The 15,468-nt window shown below is 67.6% G+C and carries 9 protein-coding genes; 5 read left to right on the top strand and 4 right to left on the bottom strand.

The window, feature by feature from the left end:
- Positions 1–4: 4 nt before the first annotated feature.
- The 4 genes from BR39_RS0115190 to BR39_RS0115205 all read right to left on the bottom strand — a co-directional run bounded on the left by BR39_RS0115190 (position 5) and on the right by BR39_RS0115205 (position 9,378).
- A complete protein-coding gene (locus BR39_RS0115190) occupies positions 5–2,842 on the bottom strand; it encodes a TIM-barrel domain-containing protein (protein WP_231499478.1) in 2,838 nt (945 codons plus the stop codon).
- 172 nt (positions 2,843–3,014) lie between these two features.
- The gene (locus BR39_RS0115195; RefSeq protein WP_029913581.1) at positions 3,015–4,685 is read right to left on the bottom strand and encodes a DUF5597 domain-containing protein; all 1,671 of its coding nucleotides are present in this window, start codon (positions 4,683–4,685) and stop codon (positions 3,015–3,017) included.
- Between the two features lie 120 nt (positions 4,686–4,805).
- Complete coding sequence (locus BR39_RS0115200) at positions 4,806–6,314, bottom strand: tryptophan halogenase family protein (RefSeq protein ID WP_029913584.1); 1,509 nt, start codon at positions 6,312–6,314, stop codon at positions 4,806–4,808.
- A 136-nt stretch (positions 6,315–6,450) separates the two neighbouring features.
- Positions 6,451–9,378, bottom strand: coding sequence for a TonB-dependent receptor (locus BR39_RS0115205; protein WP_029913589.1), 2,928 nt, complete (start codon positions 9,376–9,378; stop codon positions 6,451–6,453).
- Between the two features lie 285 nt (positions 9,379–9,663).
- On the opposite strand from BR39_RS0115205, the gene BR39_RS0115210 reads away from it, so the two are divergent.
- From BR39_RS0115210 to BR39_RS0115230, 5 genes are all read left to right on the top strand, one after another.
- On the top strand, positions 9,664–11,400 hold the full coding sequence (locus BR39_RS0115210; RefSeq protein WP_029913592.1) for an IlvD/Edd family dehydratase: 1,737 nt from the start codon (positions 9,664–9,666) through the stop codon (positions 11,398–11,400).
- Between the two features lie 8 nt (positions 11,401–11,408).
- Positions 11,409–12,338: a 2-dehydro-3-deoxygalactonokinase gene (locus tag BR39_RS0115215; RefSeq protein ID WP_029913595.1), complete on the top strand. Its 930-nt coding sequence runs from the start codon at positions 11,409–11,411 to the stop codon at positions 12,336–12,338.
- The gene (locus tag BR39_RS0115220; RefSeq protein ID WP_029913597.1) at positions 12,331–12,945 is read left to right on the top strand and encodes a 2-dehydro-3-deoxy-6-phosphogalactonate aldolase; all 615 of its coding nucleotides are present in this window, start codon (positions 12,331–12,333) and stop codon (positions 12,943–12,945) included. Before BR39_RS0115215 ends, BR39_RS0115220 begins: the two co-directional genes overlap by 8 nt.
- A 47-nt stretch (positions 12,946–12,992) precedes the next feature.
- The gene (locus BR39_RS0115225; protein ID WP_029913600.1) at positions 12,993–14,549 is read left to right on the top strand and encodes a sodium/sugar symporter; all 1,557 of its coding nucleotides are present in this window, start codon (positions 12,993–12,995) and stop codon (positions 14,547–14,549) included.
- Positions 14,550–14,735: 186 nt separating this feature from the next.
- Positions 14,736–15,464 (top strand): FadR/GntR family transcriptional regulator, encoded by a 729-nt coding sequence (locus tag BR39_RS0115230; protein ID WP_029913603.1) that lies wholly within the window; start codon positions 14,736–14,738, stop codon positions 15,462–15,464.
- Positions 15,465–15,468: the final 4 nt, after the last annotated feature.

The raw sequence follows: 15,468 nt of genomic DNA on the forward strand, positions 1-15,468 counted from the left end.
TGACCTACTTCCGCGTCACCACCACCGGCCGCCCCGAGTACGCCACCGTCTGATCCACCGCCTCGAAGTCCACCGGCTTGGCCCCGGCTCCGATGAACCGCACCTTGATCTCGCGGTTCTCGACCATCCCCTTGAAGCTCCCCGACCGCGCGCCGATCGTCAGCCTTCCCGAGGCGTTGTCGAAGCTCATCGGGATGCGGCTCCAGGCCCCGCGGGCGTAGCCGTTGGTCAGGCCGTCGTCCTCGTAAAGCTCGAACGTCCCGTCGGCGCCCGTGTAGACCACCACGGTCAGCGGGGCGTCGGGCTTTTCGCCCACGTACTGCTGGACCACCGTGGTCGGCACGATCGAGCCAGCCCGCACGAACAGCGGCATGCGCGCCAGCGGCGCGTCGGCCTTGATCGTCTGGCCGCCCTTGAAGGCCTTGCCGGTCTCGAAGTCGTACCAGGACGCCCCCGCCGGCAGGTAGACCTCGCGCGAGCGGGCCTTGAACGCGGTCACCGGGGCGACCAGGAACGCCTTGCCGAACAGGTACTCGTCGTTGACGTCGCGCGCCTTCAGGTCGGACGGGAAGTCCATGACCAGGCCGCGCATGATGCTGCCGTCGCGCTGATAGGTATCAGCCGCCAGGGTGTAGACGTAGGGCATCAGCCGGTAGCGGAGCTCGTCGTACCAGGCCAGGGCCTTGTAGACCTCGGTCCCCTCGTCGGCGAGGTTGTAAATCTCGCGGTACGGGAACTCCCCGTGGCTGCGGAACAGCGGGCTGAAGGCGCCGAACTGGAACCAGCGCAGGTTCAGCTCCTGCCACTCGGCCCAGTGGGCCGGGTCCTTGTTGGTGTAGCGGTCCTCGACCGAGAAGCCGCCGATGTCGGTGGTCCAGTTGGGCACGCCCGACATCGACAGGTTCACGCCGGCCGAGATCTGGTCCTTCAGGTCGTCCCAGCGGGCCACCACGTCGCCGCTCCACAGGGCCACGCCGTTGCGCTGGATGCCGCCGAAGCCCGAGCGCGACAGGATGAAGCTGCGCTTGTCGGGGTTCAGGTCGCGCTCGCCCTCGAACACGCCGGTGGTGTGGATCAGCGGATAGGAGTTGAAGAACTCGGCCCCCGGTCCCATCGCCGTCGGGCCCATGCGCAGGGTGCGCTCGGGGATGTCGAGGTTGGAGTGCATGTCCGGCTCGTCGCTGTCCATCCACCAGGCGTCGACGCCGAAGCCCTTCAGGCTGTCCTTGACCTGGCGCCAGTAGATGTCGCGCGCCTCCTTGGAATAGGGGTCGTAGAACGAGTTGGCGTAGCCCGGCCCCACCCAGTCCACCGCGCCCTGCTCGAGGTTGCGGTGATACATGTGGCCCTTGGCGTCCAGCTCCTTGAAGTGCTCCGTGGTCGGATAGAACTTCGGCCAGATCGAGATCATGAAGTGGGCGTTCAGGTCGTGGACCTGGTCGATCATGCCCTTGGGGTCGGGGAAGCGCGTCTCGTCGAACTTGTGGCTGCCCCAGGCGTCGTCCTTCCAGTAGCGCCAGTCCTCGACGATGTTGTCCAGCGGCAGCTTGCGGGCCCGGTACTGCTTGACCACGTCCAGCAGCTGGTCGGCGGTCTCGTAGCGCTGGCGGCTCTGCCACAGGCCGTAGGCCCAGCGCGGCATCAGCACCGCGTCGCCCGTCAGGCCGCGATAGCCGGCCACCACCTGGTCCAGGTCCGAGCCGCCCACATAGTAGTAGTCGACGGCGTGGGCGACCTCGGAGGTGAAGGTCAGCGAGTGCTGGTCGGCCGCCGGGATCGGGTTGTTGTGCAGCAGGCCGATATAGCCGTCGTTGGGCTCCCACTCGACGCGGACCTTGTGGCGCGCGCCCGGCTTCATCGGGGCGGTGAAGTTGTGGAACCACGGGTTCCAGTTCTGCCGCCAGCGGTCGATCGCGACCTTGCCGTCGATGGAGAGCTTGGCGTAGCTGGACGAGTAGAGCTTGAACTTCTGGACCCCGGCGACCGAGGCCTCGACCGAGCCCTCCCAGACCACCCGCGCGCCCTTGACCGGCTTCTTGTCCGGACCGGTCAGCTCGGCCGGCCAGTTGGGCAGGTCCTTCAGGTAGCGGTAGTTGATGTCGGGCTCGACGCGGGTGAACTTCAGGTCGTTCCCCACATAGTACCTGGCGGTGAAGCCGCCCGGCTTGCCGGCCGCGTCGAAGATCTTCAGGTCGCGCGAGGCCAGGTCGTAGGGCGTCGGGTCGCCGAAGCGGGTGATCCCGTTGTTCTCCCACAGCAGGCCGTAGTTCCGGGTGGACAGCACGAACGGGATGGCGATGTCGCGGTTGTACTGGGCCAGTTCGACGTCCTGGCCATTGTAGTTCATCTGGCCGTTCTGGTGCTGGCCCAGGCCGTAGAAGGCTTCGTCCGTACCCGGATTGAACTGCTGGCTGACGCCGTAGAAGGTCTTGCCGTCGATCGTCTCGGTCTTGAACGGGCGGCGGCCGTTCTCGCTGAGCACCAGCTTGCCGGTCTCGTCGCGGAAGCTGACCGCGCCGCTGGCCAGGGAGACCTCGGCGGTGGCCTTGCCGGCCTTGACCACGACCTTGCCGGCCGCCTCCTCGACCGTGAAGGCGCCGGTGGGCCTGGCGGTGACCATCAGGCTGGCCGGGACGTCCAGGCTGTCGGTCGGGGTGGCGGTGACGTGGATCACCCGCTCGCCCATCACCTGCAGCCGCACCTTCTTGGCCGGCCCCGAGGCGGGGGTGACGATCACCCCGTCGGCGGTCTTCTCGAAAGCGCCGTCCAGGGCCAAGGCGCTGGTCGAGGCCAGGAGGGAGAGCGTGAGGCCGGCGAAGAGGGCCTTGGGCAGCATGCGCATCGGTTTCTTCCCTTTGATCTCGTTTTTATCTCCGCTCATCCCGGCGAATGCCGGGACCCAGATGGAATGGCTTCGAGACTGGAGCCACGGGCTCTGCGCCCTTCCAGTCAGCCGTCCCGCCACGGGATCTGGGTCCCGGCATTCGCCGGGATGAGCGGTTGAAAAGTTGGGTTCAGTAGGTCGCGAGCTTTACTTTTAGCACCTGCGGCAGGGTGGTCAGGTTCAGGCCGTAGTCGACCTGGTCGCCGTTCCACAGGCGGTCGAACACCCACTGGCCCTTGTCGTCGAAGTGGCCTTCCTCGACGCGGGACATCATGAACCGCTCCCCCTTGGCCGAGCCGAAGGTGATGCGGGCGCGATAGCCGGTGACCAGGAATTCGTCGGCCGACAGCCGGGCGATCAGGGCGCCGCCGTCGGGGACCGCGCGATTGGGCTGCTTCTCGGCCTTGGACATCCAGGGGGCCTCGATCGAGCCGAACTGCCATTCGCCGTACGAGACGGTGGCGGTCCAGCGATCGCCCAGCTTCAGGGTCTCGGCCTTGCGGTCGTCGGCCTCGCCGGCGCCCCAGACGTCGCCCGTGAACGACAGCCTGGCCCATTCGCGGGCCATCGGGGCCAGCAGGCGATAGTGGACGCCGAAGTTCTCCAGCGCCTCGGCGTCGACCTGCTTGGCGCCCAGCGGGTAGTTGGAATAGCCGGTGTAATCCAGGCCGAACGGCGAGAAGCCGATCCCATGGCGGCCCAGCACGTCGTAGACGTGGCGGGCGAAGCCCTTGTCGCTGCCGATCTCGGGCACGAACAGGGCGTTGTCGGGGCGGCCGTACTGCTCCAGCGTCTTGCGGACATTGGCGCTTTCGCGCTGGTAGATGTCGGGCGCGATGGCGTCGATCGACGGGGCCGCGGCCTTCCAGACGTCCAGCACGTTCCAGGTCGGGCCGCCCGACGAGTAGGTGTAGGGGTCCTGGTCGTTGAAGGGGTCGCGCAGGGCCGCGTTGACGTACATCGGCAGCGGCAGCTCGCGCTTACCGGCGGCCGCCACCTCGTCGACGAACCGGCCGATCGACCAGGCGTGGAAGAACTCGTCGGCGTCCTTGCCGAAGACCTGGCTCCAGGTCCCCGGCTTCTTGCCCAGAGCCTTGACCAGCTGGGCGGGTACGGGGCCTTCGAACAGCTTCTGGGCGGTCGGCGAATAGTCGCGGACGGCGCTGTAGGTGCCGGTCTCGTTCTCGGGCTGGACCATGATCACGGTGTGGTCCGGATCGGCCGCCTTCAGGTGGCGCATCAAGGTCACGAAGGCCTTCTTGTCGGCCTCCAGCGTGGCCGGGAAGTGCGGCGACAGCGAGTTGCGGGTCTCGCCCTTGGCGGTGATCACCCGCGGGAAGCGCTTGTTGTCCAGCTTGACCCATTCGGGCGCGTACTGCGGGCCGTTGTTCTTCCAGGTGGCGAACCACAGCAGGACCAGCTTGGTGTCGTTCTCGCGGGCCTGCTTCAGCAGCACGTCGACATACGAGAAGTCGAACTGGCCCTCGACCGGCTCGATCTGCTCCCAGGCGACTGGGATCTCCAGGGTGTTGGCGTGCATGGCCTTCACCGCCGGCCACACCTTGGGCAGCTGCGAAGGGTAGTTGGCGGCGTTGTTGGCCTGGACGCCCAGCATCAGGAACGGCGCGCCGTCCACCATCAGGGCGTGGCGGCCGTCCTTGGCGACCAGTTTGGGCAGGTCGGCGGCGGCGCCCGGCGTGGCGGCCAGAACGCCGCACAGCGCCGTGGCCGCGACCAGGGCCGACAGGAAGAGCCGAGGGCGGGTCGCCCCCTCGGTCCGGACTCGATGCTGGATCCGCAAGTGTCGCCTCCCGCTGGGCCGTCTTCCGCGAGGCGAACCTCGGCGTGACAGCGCTGTTACCGTTATCAGAAGTATAAGTATGATAATTGACTGGCAAGCCTTCCGGGCCGCCAGGCCTGACTAGATCGGATCGGCCTTGCAGTGCCGGGCGATGAACTCGTCGTGCGTCAGCAGCCGGTCGGCGATGTGGTTCATCTTGTCCCGCACATTGGCCAGGGCCCGCTGGACGTCGGCCAGCGGCGGCACGTCGGCCAGGCGGTCGTAGTCGCGGGGCTCGACGCCCTGCCCCAGGAACACCGACACCCAGCTGGGCTCGGCGAACAGCTGGTCGTCGAAGCGGGCGACCTTGCCGCGCTCGCGGAACAGCTCGATCTTGTGGGTCAGGCTGTCGGGCAGCGCCATCCGCCGGCAGTAGCGCCACAGCTCGGAATCGTCGCGCTCGGTGGCGCGGTAGTGCAGGACGATGAAGTCGCGGATCTGCTCGTATTCGAGCTTCGACAGGCGATTGTACTCCTCGACCGCCGCCGGGTCGTGGTTCCGGGTGGGCAGCAGCGAGATCAGGCGCATCACGCCCGTCTGGATCAGGTGGATGCTGGTCGATTCCAACGGCTCCATGAAGCCGCTGGCCAGGCCCAGGGCCACGACGTTCTTGTTCCAGGCCTGCTTGCGCCGGCCGGTGACGAAGCGCAGCAGCCGGGGCTCGGCGCGCGGCGCGCCGTCGAGGTTGGCCATCAGGGTGGCGGCGGCCTCGTCGTCACTGATGAACGGGCTGGAATAGACGTAGCCGTTGCCCGTGCGGTGCTGCAGCGGGATGCGCCACTGCCAGCCGGCGGTCCGGGCGGTCGAGCGCGTATAGGGCGTCAGCGGCGCGACGCTCTCGCAGGGCACGGCCAGGGCGCGGTCGCAGGGCAGCCAGTGCGTCCAGTCCTCGTAGCCGGACTTCAGCGTCTGCTCGATCAACAGCCCGCGGAAGCCCGAGCAGTCGATGAAGAAGTCGCCCTCGATCCGCTTGCCGCCCTCCAGCTCGACCGCCTCGATGAAGCCGTCGGACTGGCGCTGCTTGACCTCGACGATCTTGCCTTCGGTGCGCCGGACGCCGCGCTTCTCGGCGTAGTCGCGCAGGAAGCGGGCGTAGAGGCCGGCGTCGAAATGGTAGGCGTAGGCCAGCGGCGGCACGCCGGGCGGCAGCTCGCTGGGCGCGATGACGAACTTGCCCTTGCGCGCCGCGACCGCCGACATGGCGTAGTCGCAGATGTCGCTGGTGTCGCCGTGACGGCGCAGCCGCCCCCAGTAGTGATGGAACCCCACGCCCTCGATCGCCATGCCGATGGGGCCGAACGGGTGGATGTAGCTGTGCCCCAGCCGCCGCCAGTCGCGGAACTCGATGCCCAGCTTGAAGGTCGCCTGGGTCTTCTTGACGAAGTCGATCTCGTCGATGCCCAGCAGGCTGTTGAGGAACTGGATCGGCGGGATGGTGGCCTCGCCGACGCCGACCGTGCCGATCTCGTCGGACTCCACCAGCTCGATCTCGCCCACCCGGCCCTTCAGGGCGTGGGCCAGGGCGGCGGCCGCCATCCAGCCGGCCGTGCCTCCCCCGACGATGACGAACTTGAGCGGCTGCTCGGTCATGGCGCGGATTTTCCGTCGTTGCGTGCTCGCGCAGGCTAGCGGGTTCCGCGGCCGGCGCGACGTATAAAAAGGCCCCCGCCCCTTCCCGGATGACCGGGCCGGAACGGGGGCCGCTCAGGGTCTCGCGATCAGGACCTTAGAAGGTGCCGCGCAGGACGATCGAGTAGCGACGATCGGCGACGACCCAGTTGTGCTTGGTCAGGCCTTCCTCGGGACGGCCGGGATAGCTGACCAGGATCCGGGTCTCGGAGTTCGTCAGGTTGGCCGCTTGGAAGCCGATCTTCAGCGCGTCGTTGACGGTGTAGAAGACCGAGCCGTCCAGCTGGCCGTAGTCGTCGTACCAGGCCGGGATGTTGATGTTCGCGGCCGTGGTCGTCAGCAGGTAGCGCTCACGCCAGTTGTAGGCCAAGCGGGCCGAAACCTTGCCCAGGTCGTACAGGCCGGCGACGTTGTAGCTGTTGGGCGACAGGCCCTCGAGCGGCATCTCGTCGTCGTGCGACGAGATGTTGCCGGTCTGGTTGGTGTCGTACGGGTTGGACGCCGCGTTGCGCGTGCCCTTGCTGTCGACGTGGGTGTAGTTGGCCTGCACGCCCAGGCCGCGCAGGGCGCCCGGCAGGAAGTCGAAGTACTGCTGGTAGGCGACTTCGAAGCCTTTGATGGTGCCGTGGCCGGCGTTGTACGGCTGGATCACCTGCACCGGACGGGTCACCCCGTTGTTGGTGAAGTTGATGACGGTCGAGCCGTTGGTGATGAAGTTGTAGATGTCCTTGTAGAACAGCGTCGCCGTCAGGCTGCCGGTCGAGTTGAAATACCACTCGTACGACAGATCGAACTGGGTCGAGCGCGTGGGCTTCAGGTCCGGGTTACCGGCGTTGGCGGTGTACTGGTAGACGCAGTTGGCCTGCGAACCGCCCGGGATGAAGCTCGAGCAAGTTCCGCCGGTGATGAACCCGTTGGTGGGCGCGATCGTGTAGTTCGGTTGCAGCTGCTGGAAGTCCGGACGGACGATGGCCTTGGCCGCCGCGAAGCGCACGAACATGTCCGGCGTGATCTTCAGGCGCACGTTCAGGCTGGGCAGGACGTTCACATAGTCCCGACCGCCCTTGTACGGGCTCTTGCCGCCGTTCGAGAACGCCTGGTCGGCGGCCGGAACGCTGGTGCTGCTGTTCGGCGTGAAGACCTGCAGGCCCTGGCTGGCGCTTTCGGTCTTGACGACGCGGACGCCGAAGTTGCCGTCGATCTCGCGATCGTCGCCCCACAGCGAGACGTCATGGCCGAACCGCAGCAGGCCGAAGGCCGCCAGGGTCTCTTCCTTCTGGTGGTTGGTGCTGCCCTTGCCGCCGCACGAGCTCTGGTCCTCGAAGTCGCCGTTGAAGGGGCACCAGCTTCCGCCGTTCGCCTGGGCGATCCGGTACAGCAGCTTCGACGTGTCGCCGTAGTTGTTCACGAAGGCCGCGCTCGGCATGACGAAGGTCGCCGGCAGGTGGGCCTTGCCGCGGAAGTAGTTGTCGAACGGATACAGGCCGTAATAGCCCTGATAGCCGTCCAGCTGGTTGATCGACGGAGCCGACCAGCTGGGGGCCACCGTGTCCCAGCGATACGAGGTTTCGCGGGTGGTGGCCTGACGGAAGGTGTGACGTACGCCGAAGCGGAACGACTTCAGCCAGCCGCCGTCGTCGAAGCGGTAGTCGCCGTCGAAGCGCTCGGCCCATTCGGCCGCTTCGTTGCGGTCGTGGTGGTCCATCGCCGCGACCAGGTAGTAGCTGGCCGGGTTGGACGTGAAGGCCGCGTCGTTGTTCATGGTGATCACCGGCAGGCTGCCGGTGAGGTCCAGGCTGGCCGGGGCGGCGTTGCCGTTCAGCGAGTTGAACGCGGTGTTATCGACGGTCTTGGTCTTGGCGTAGACGTACTGGATGTCGCCCGAGAACGTCCACTTGTCGTTCGGCGTGTACTTCACGTTCAGGGCGTAGTCGGAGGTCACCGAGCTGCGGTCGGCGTAGCGGGTGTCGATCGTCGATGAGCCGAGGCTGGTGTTGTCCGTCTGGCTCTGGGCCAGTGTGCCCTTGATGAAATGGCCGTTCGAATCGTAGGTGAAGTCCGTGCCGGCGGCGGGCCAGTTGGTCGAGCCGACGTTGAAGCCGACCGCGTGCTCGGTCGAGGCCTGCGAGGCCGACGAGCGCAGGAACTGCAGGCTGGCGTCCCACTGGTCGTTCGGGCGCCATTGCAGGGCGGCCGCGATGCCCTTGCGCTCGCGCTCGTAGTCCAGGGTGCGGTAGCCGAAGCCGCCGGGGACGTAGACCGTCTTGCCGGGCTGCAGGTCGGTCCGGGCGAAGAACGGGTCGACCGAGATGGTGTCGGTGCGGCTGGACAGCTTGGAGTCCGACAGGTCGATCAGGAAGCCGACCTCGCCGACGTTGGTGTCCCAACGGTTGCTGTAGAGCACCGAGCCGCTGGGCTGCCAGTTCTTGGACAGGTCGCCCCAGCTGCTGTCGAGCGAATAGGCCAGGATGCGCTTGCCGCTGTCGAACGGCAGGCGGGTGCGCAGATTGACGGTGCCGCCGACGCCGCCTTCGATGATGTCGGCCGAGGGGTTCTTGTAGACGTCGACGCCGGACATCAGTTCGGGCGGCACGTCCTCGAAGCTCAGGGTGCGACCGGCCTTGGCCGAGAAGCTGTCGCGGCCGTTCAGTTCGCCGCGAACCCAGCTCAGGCCGCGAACCTGCACGCCGCTGCCTTCGACCGAGATGCGGTCGGCGTCGCGACCGTCGGCGGTGCGGCCGATGGTGACGCCCGAAACGCGCTGCAGGGCTTCGGTGACCGAACGGTCAGGAAGGGCGCCGATGTCGGTGGCGGTGATCGAGTCCACCAGCTGCTCGGCGTTCTGCTTCAGCTTCTGGGCCGATTGCAGGGCGGCGCGCTGGCCGGTGACGACGACTTCCTCGACCGTGTCGGCGGCCGGGGCGGGAGCCGCCTGGGCGAAGGCGACCGCGGGCAGGGCGCCGCAAAGGACAAGCGCCGAGGCGCCCATGAACATGACGTTGCGACGAGAATTACGAGGCGGCATTCCGGTTTCCTTCCCCCAGATGAGATCCGTCCCAGCGCTCTAAGGGCGCCGGTGACGTGCGCCGCACGGGTAGCGGTCACACGATCTGAGGGGAGCTTTAGTCATATAATTGAGACTTACAATACCAAATTGATAGCGCTATCAATTTGAGCCGAAGGGCGCGACTTTTGCGCCACGCTGGCCTCAAACCCCTGTGAATCCACGACGTTTGCAACCATCATTATTATACTATAAATGAAGCTCCATCGGACGCGAGTAGCGCTGTCCGTGGCGTCAGGGAAGAACATGGGTCAGGGAAACGGGGGCGGCAGGTTCCGCAGCGGTCACAGCTACGGGAAGCTGGATCGTGACGGCTTTATCCATCGCAGCTGGATGAAGAGCCAGGGCCTGCCGGACGACGTGTTCGACGGGCGGCCGGTGATCGGCATCTGCAACACGTGGTCGGAAATCACCCCCTGCAACGCGGGTCTGCGCGACATCGCCGAGCACGTGAAGCGCGGTGTCTGGGAAGCCGGCGGCCTGCCGCTGGAATTCCCCGCCATGTCGCTGGGCGAGACCCAGATGCGCCCCACCGCCATGCTGTTCCGCAACCTGCTGGCCATGGACGTCGAGGAGTCGATCCGCGGCAACCCGATCGACGGCGTCGTGCTGCTGGGCGGCTGCGACAAGACCACCCCGGGCCAGATGATGGGCGCGGCCAGCGTCGACCTGCCCACCATCGTCGTCTCGACCGGCCCGATGCTGAACGGCAAGTTCCGCGGCAAGGACATCGGCTCGGGCACCGACGTCTGGAAGTTCTCCGAGGCCGTGCGGGCCGGCGAGATGACCCTGCCGGAGTTCATGTCGGCCGAGAGCGGCATGAGCCGCTCGCCCGGCACCTGCATGACCATGGGCACCGCCTCGACCATGGCCGCCATCGTCGAGGCCATGGGCATGAGCCTGCCCTACAACGCCTCGATCCCGGCCGTGGACGCCCGCCGCGCGGCGATGGCCCACCACACCGGCCGGACCATCGTGCGCATGGTGCACGACGGCCTGACCATGTCGCAGGTGGTCACCCGCGCCGCCTTCGAGAACGCCCTGCGCGTGCACGCCGCGATCGGCGGCTCGACCAACGCCGTGGTCCACCTGCTGGCCCTGGCCGGCCGCCTGGGCGTCGAGCTGGCGCTGGAGGACTTCGACAACCTGTCGCGCGACGTGCCCCTGCTGGTCGACCTGCAGCCGTCGGGCCGCTTCCTGATGGAAGACCTGCACTACGCCGGCGGCCTGCCGGCGGTGATGAAGCAGATGGCGCCGTTCCTGAACCCCGAGGCCCTGACGGTCTCCGGTACGCGGATCGGCGAGCAGTACGAGAAGGCCGAGGTGTTCAACGCCGAGGTCATCCGCGGCCTGGAAGCCCCGGTGAAGCCCGACAGCGGCATCTGGGTGCTGCGCGGCAACCTCGCGCCCGGCGGGGCGGTGATCAAGCCCAGCGCCGCCAGCCCCGAGCTCTTGAGCCACAAGGGCAAGGCCGTGGTGTTCGAGACCATTGAGGACTTCAAGGCCCGCATCGACTCCCCCGAGCTGGAGGTCGACGAGACCTCGATCCTGGTGCTCAAGGGCTGTGGTCCCAAGGGCTATCCGGGCATGCCGGAAGTGGGCAACATGCCCCTGCCGACCAAGCTGCTGGAGAAGGGCGTCAAGGACATGGTCCGTATCAGCGACGCGCGGATGAGCGGCACGGCCTTCGGCACGGTGATCCTGCACGTCTCGCCCGAGTCCGACGCCGGCGGCCCGCTGGCCGTGGTCCGCAGCGGCGACGAGATCGAGCTGAACGGCCCCGCCCGCGCGCTGAACCTGCTGATCCCGGACGAGGAGCTGGCGGCGCGTCTGGCCGAGTGGAAGGCCAATCCGCCCGCGCCCAAGGCGACGCGCGGCTACGCCAAGCTCTACATCGACCACGTGCTGGGCGCCGACAAGGGCGCGGACCTGGACTTCCTGGTCGGGTCGAGCGGCTCGGTCGTCACGCGAGAATCGCACTGATGAATCCGATGGACAGCTCGGTCACGATCTTCGGCGACTGGGGCACCTCGCGTCTGCGGCTCTATCTGCGCCAGGGCAAGAGCGTGCTGGACCGCCGCGACGGACCGGGCATCGGGGCGCTGAACGGCGCCTCGCCGCGCGAGGCGTTCCTGGACCTGGTCGGCGACTGGCGCGAGGCCGGTCCCTCCCTGGCCCTGCTGTGCGGCATGGTCGGCTCGCGCAACGGCTGGCAGGAGGCGGCCTACGCCCCCTGCCCGGCCGGCGCCGCCGACGTCCGCGAGCGGCTGCTGCACCTCGACGCCGACGGCTTGCCCGTGGCCATCGTGCCGGGCCTGTCGTGCCGCAACGCCCTGGGCGGTCCGGACGTGATGCGCGGCGAGGAGACCCAGATCCTGGGCGCCCTCGAACTGGACCCCGCCCTCAAGCATGGCCCCCATCTGTTGGCCCTGCCCGGCACCCACACCAAGTGGGTCGCGGTCGAGGACGGCCGCATCGCCGGTTTCGTCACCGCGCCCGTCGGCGAGCTCTACGCCCTGCTGCGCGAGCACTCGATCCTGGCCAAGGCCGCGCCGGGTGATGAGCCGGAATCCGCCGAGGGCTTCGCCCTGGGCGTGACCCGCATCCGCGAGCAGGGCGCCGCGCGCCTGCCGCACCTGATCTTCGAGACCCGCAGCCGCCAGCTGATCGACGGCCTGCCCAAGGCCGACGCCATGGGCTTCCTGTCGGGCCTGCTGCTGGCCGCCGACGTGGCGGCCACGGTCGACTGGTTCGGCGCCCTAGGCCAGGTCTCGCTGATCGGCGCGCCCGCCCTGAGCAGCCTTTACGCCCAGGCCATCGCCGCCTTCGGCGGGACCAGCGTGGCGGTCGACGGCGACTCCGCCGTCCTGGCCGGTCTTTCGGTCCTGTCGCCCACCCGTGGAGTACACGTCGTTGCCTAGCACGCCCCCCATCGTCGCCATCCTGCGCGGCGTGAAGCCCGACGAGGTCCTCGACATCGCCGCCGCCCTGGTCGAGGCCGGGATCGAGGCCATCGAGGTGCCGATGAACTCGCCCGAGCCGCTGGTTAGCATCGGCAAGCTGTGCGCCGCGTTCGGCGACAAGGCCCTGTGCGGGGCCGGCACGGTGCTGTCGCCCGAGGTCGTCGACCAGGTGGCCGGCGTCGGCGGCAAGCTGATCGTCACGCCCAACATCGACGTCGAGGTCATCCGCCACGCCGTGGGGCTGGGCCTGACCGTCATGCCCGGCTTCGCCACGCCCAGCGAGGCCTTCGCCGCCGTCAAGGCCGGCGCCCGCTCGCTGAAGCTGTTCCCAGCCGGCACCTTCGGCCCGGGCCACATCAAGGCCGTGCGCGACGTGCTGCCCAAGGACGTCAGCGTCTACGCCGTGGGCGGCGTCGGCGCGGCCAATCTGGAGCCCTGGATCAAGGCCGGCGTCGCCGGCATCGGCGTGGGCGGCGAGCTCTATCGTCCGGGCTACACGGCCGAAGAGGTCGGGGCCCGCGCCAAGGCCCTGGTGGCCGCCTGGACCGAACAGACCACCCAGTAACGAGCGTCCGCGTCGGAACAAGAACACGGCCCAAAGGGGGGACCCCAGTGAGAACCATCGATTTCGTCATCCTGGCGATCTACGCCGTCGCCATCTTCGGCCTGGCCCAGTGGGTCTCCCGCGACAAGGGCGGCCACAAGAAGGACTCCACCGACTACTTCCTGGCCGGCAAGGCCCTGCCCTGGTGGGCGATCGGCGCCTCGCTGATCGCCGCCAACATCTCGGCCGAGCAGATCATCGGCATGAGCGGCTCGGGCTACGCCCTGGGCCTGGCCATCGCCTCCTACGAATGGATGGCGGCCCTGACCCTGCTGATCGTCGGGAAGTTCTTCCTGCCGATCTTCCTGAAGAACAACATCAGCACCATGCCGCAGTTCCTGGAGCAGCGGTACGGACCCAGCGTGCGCAACCTGATGGCCTGGTTCTGGCTGGGCCTCTACATCTTCGTGAACCTGACCTCGATCCTGTGGCTGGGGTCGATCGCCGTGCACACGGTGACCGGCATCGACCAGATGCAGGCCCTGATCATCATCGGCGTCTTCGCCCTGGCCTATCAGCTGTGGGGCGGCCTGAAGGCCGTGGCCCTGACCGACATCGTCCAGGTGGCCCTGCTGGTCATGGGCGGCCTGATCATCGTCTACCTGTCGCTGACCAAGATCGGCGGCGAAGGCGGCGCGGTGGCCGGCTTCACCCATCTGACCACCCAGTTCCCCGACCACTTCAAGATGATCCTCGACAAGTCGAGCCCGCACTACAAGGAACTGCCCGGCCTGTCGGTGCTGATCGGCGGCCTGTGGGTGATGAACGTCAGCTATTGGGGCTTCAACCAGTACATCATCCAGCGCGCGCTCGGCGCCAAGGACATCGCGGAGGCCCAGAAGGGCATCGCCTTCGCCGCCTATCTGAAGCTGCTGATGCCGGTGATCGTGGTCGTTCCGGGCCTGGCCGCCCTGGTCCTGGCGCCGGGTCTCGCCAAGCCCGACCAAGCCTATCCGGAGATGATGAAGCTGCTGCCGCCGGGCCTGCTGGGCCTGGTGTTCTCGGCCCTGGTCGCGGCGATCGTCGCGTCGCTGGCCGCCAAGATCAACTCGATCGCCACCATCTTCACCCTGGACATCTACGCCAAGGCCAAGAAGGACGCGTCGGAACAGCACCTGGTGCTGGTGGGCCGCATCACCGCCGTGGTCGCCGTGCTCGTCGGCATCGTGTCGGCGGGACCCCTGCTGGGCGGCGCCGACCAGGTGTTCCAGCGGATCCAAGAGTACACGGGCTTCTTCACCCCGGGCATCGTGGTGATCTTCATGCTGGGCCTGTTCTGGAAGCGCGCCACCACCGCCAGCGCCCTGGTGGCCACGGCCGGCTCGGTGATCCTGTCGCTGGCCCTGAAGTTCGGCATGCCCGACATGCCCTTCATGAACCGCGTCGGTCTGGTCTTCCTCCTGGCCCTGGCCGCCGCCGTCCTCGTCTCGCTGGTCGCGCCCCAGAAGAAGGAGGTCAACGTCGTGTCGCTGGAGGGGGTCAGCTACAAGACCACCACCGGCTTCAACATCGCCGGACTGGGCGTGATCGTGATCCTGATCGCGCTTTACGCCACCTGGTGGTGACGTCGCCGACGGCGTGTCCACCGGTGTCCACGCATGTCTGAAGCGCAAAGCCCCGTCACGCGAGCGTGGCGGGGCTTTCGTCTTTGACATGATTGTTCCGGGCGTGAACGAAGCACGCTACACAAGGTCAGACCTATTCAGACGACGACCGATTTCAAGAAGCGTTTTGGGGGCGACAACTTGGTGATCCGTACGCAGCCGGGCCTCAGTCTGACCTATGGACTCGTCGAGTCCTTGGGCCAGGCCATCGTCACCGGCGAATACGCCACGATCGGCTTCCCCACCGAAGGCGAACTGTCCAAGCAGTTCGGCGCCAGCCGCACCGTGACCCGCGAGGCGGTCAAGATGCTGACGGCCAAGGGCCTGCTCAGCGCCCGCCCCCGCCACGGCACCGTGGTCGAGCCCGAGACCGAGTGGAACCTGCTGGACCCCGACGTCCTGCGCTGGATGCTGGAGCGCAAGTTCAGCCTGCGCCTGCTGGCCGAGTTCACCGAGATGCGTCTGGGCATCGAGCCCGCCGCCGCCGCCCTGGCCGCCCGCAACGCCGACGAGACCGGGCTGGAAGGCATCCGCAAGGCGCTGAACCGCATGAAGGCCGCCGCCGGCGGCGAGGACGACCCGCTGTCGGCCGACATCGCCTTCCACGTGGCCATCCTCAACGCCACCAAGAACCCGTTCTATCGCGACCTGCACGAGCTGGTGAACACCGCCCTGCGCATCTCGATCCGCTTCACCAACCGCATCAAGGGCCGCACCGCCTCGATCCCGTCGCACGAGGACGTGGCCGACGCCATCATGGCCCGCGACGCCGTGGCGGCCCAGAAGGCCATGCAGGTGATCATCGTCGACGTGCTGGAACTGATCCGCGCCGCCTCGCCCGACACAGAGTCGGTGGAAGCCCGCCGCGACGCCTGACATC

The sequence above is a fragment of the Caulobacter sp. UNC358MFTsu5.1 genome, from assembly GCF_000712075.1.
Classification (GTDB): Bacteria; Pseudomonadota; Alphaproteobacteria; order Caulobacterales; family Caulobacteraceae; genus Caulobacter.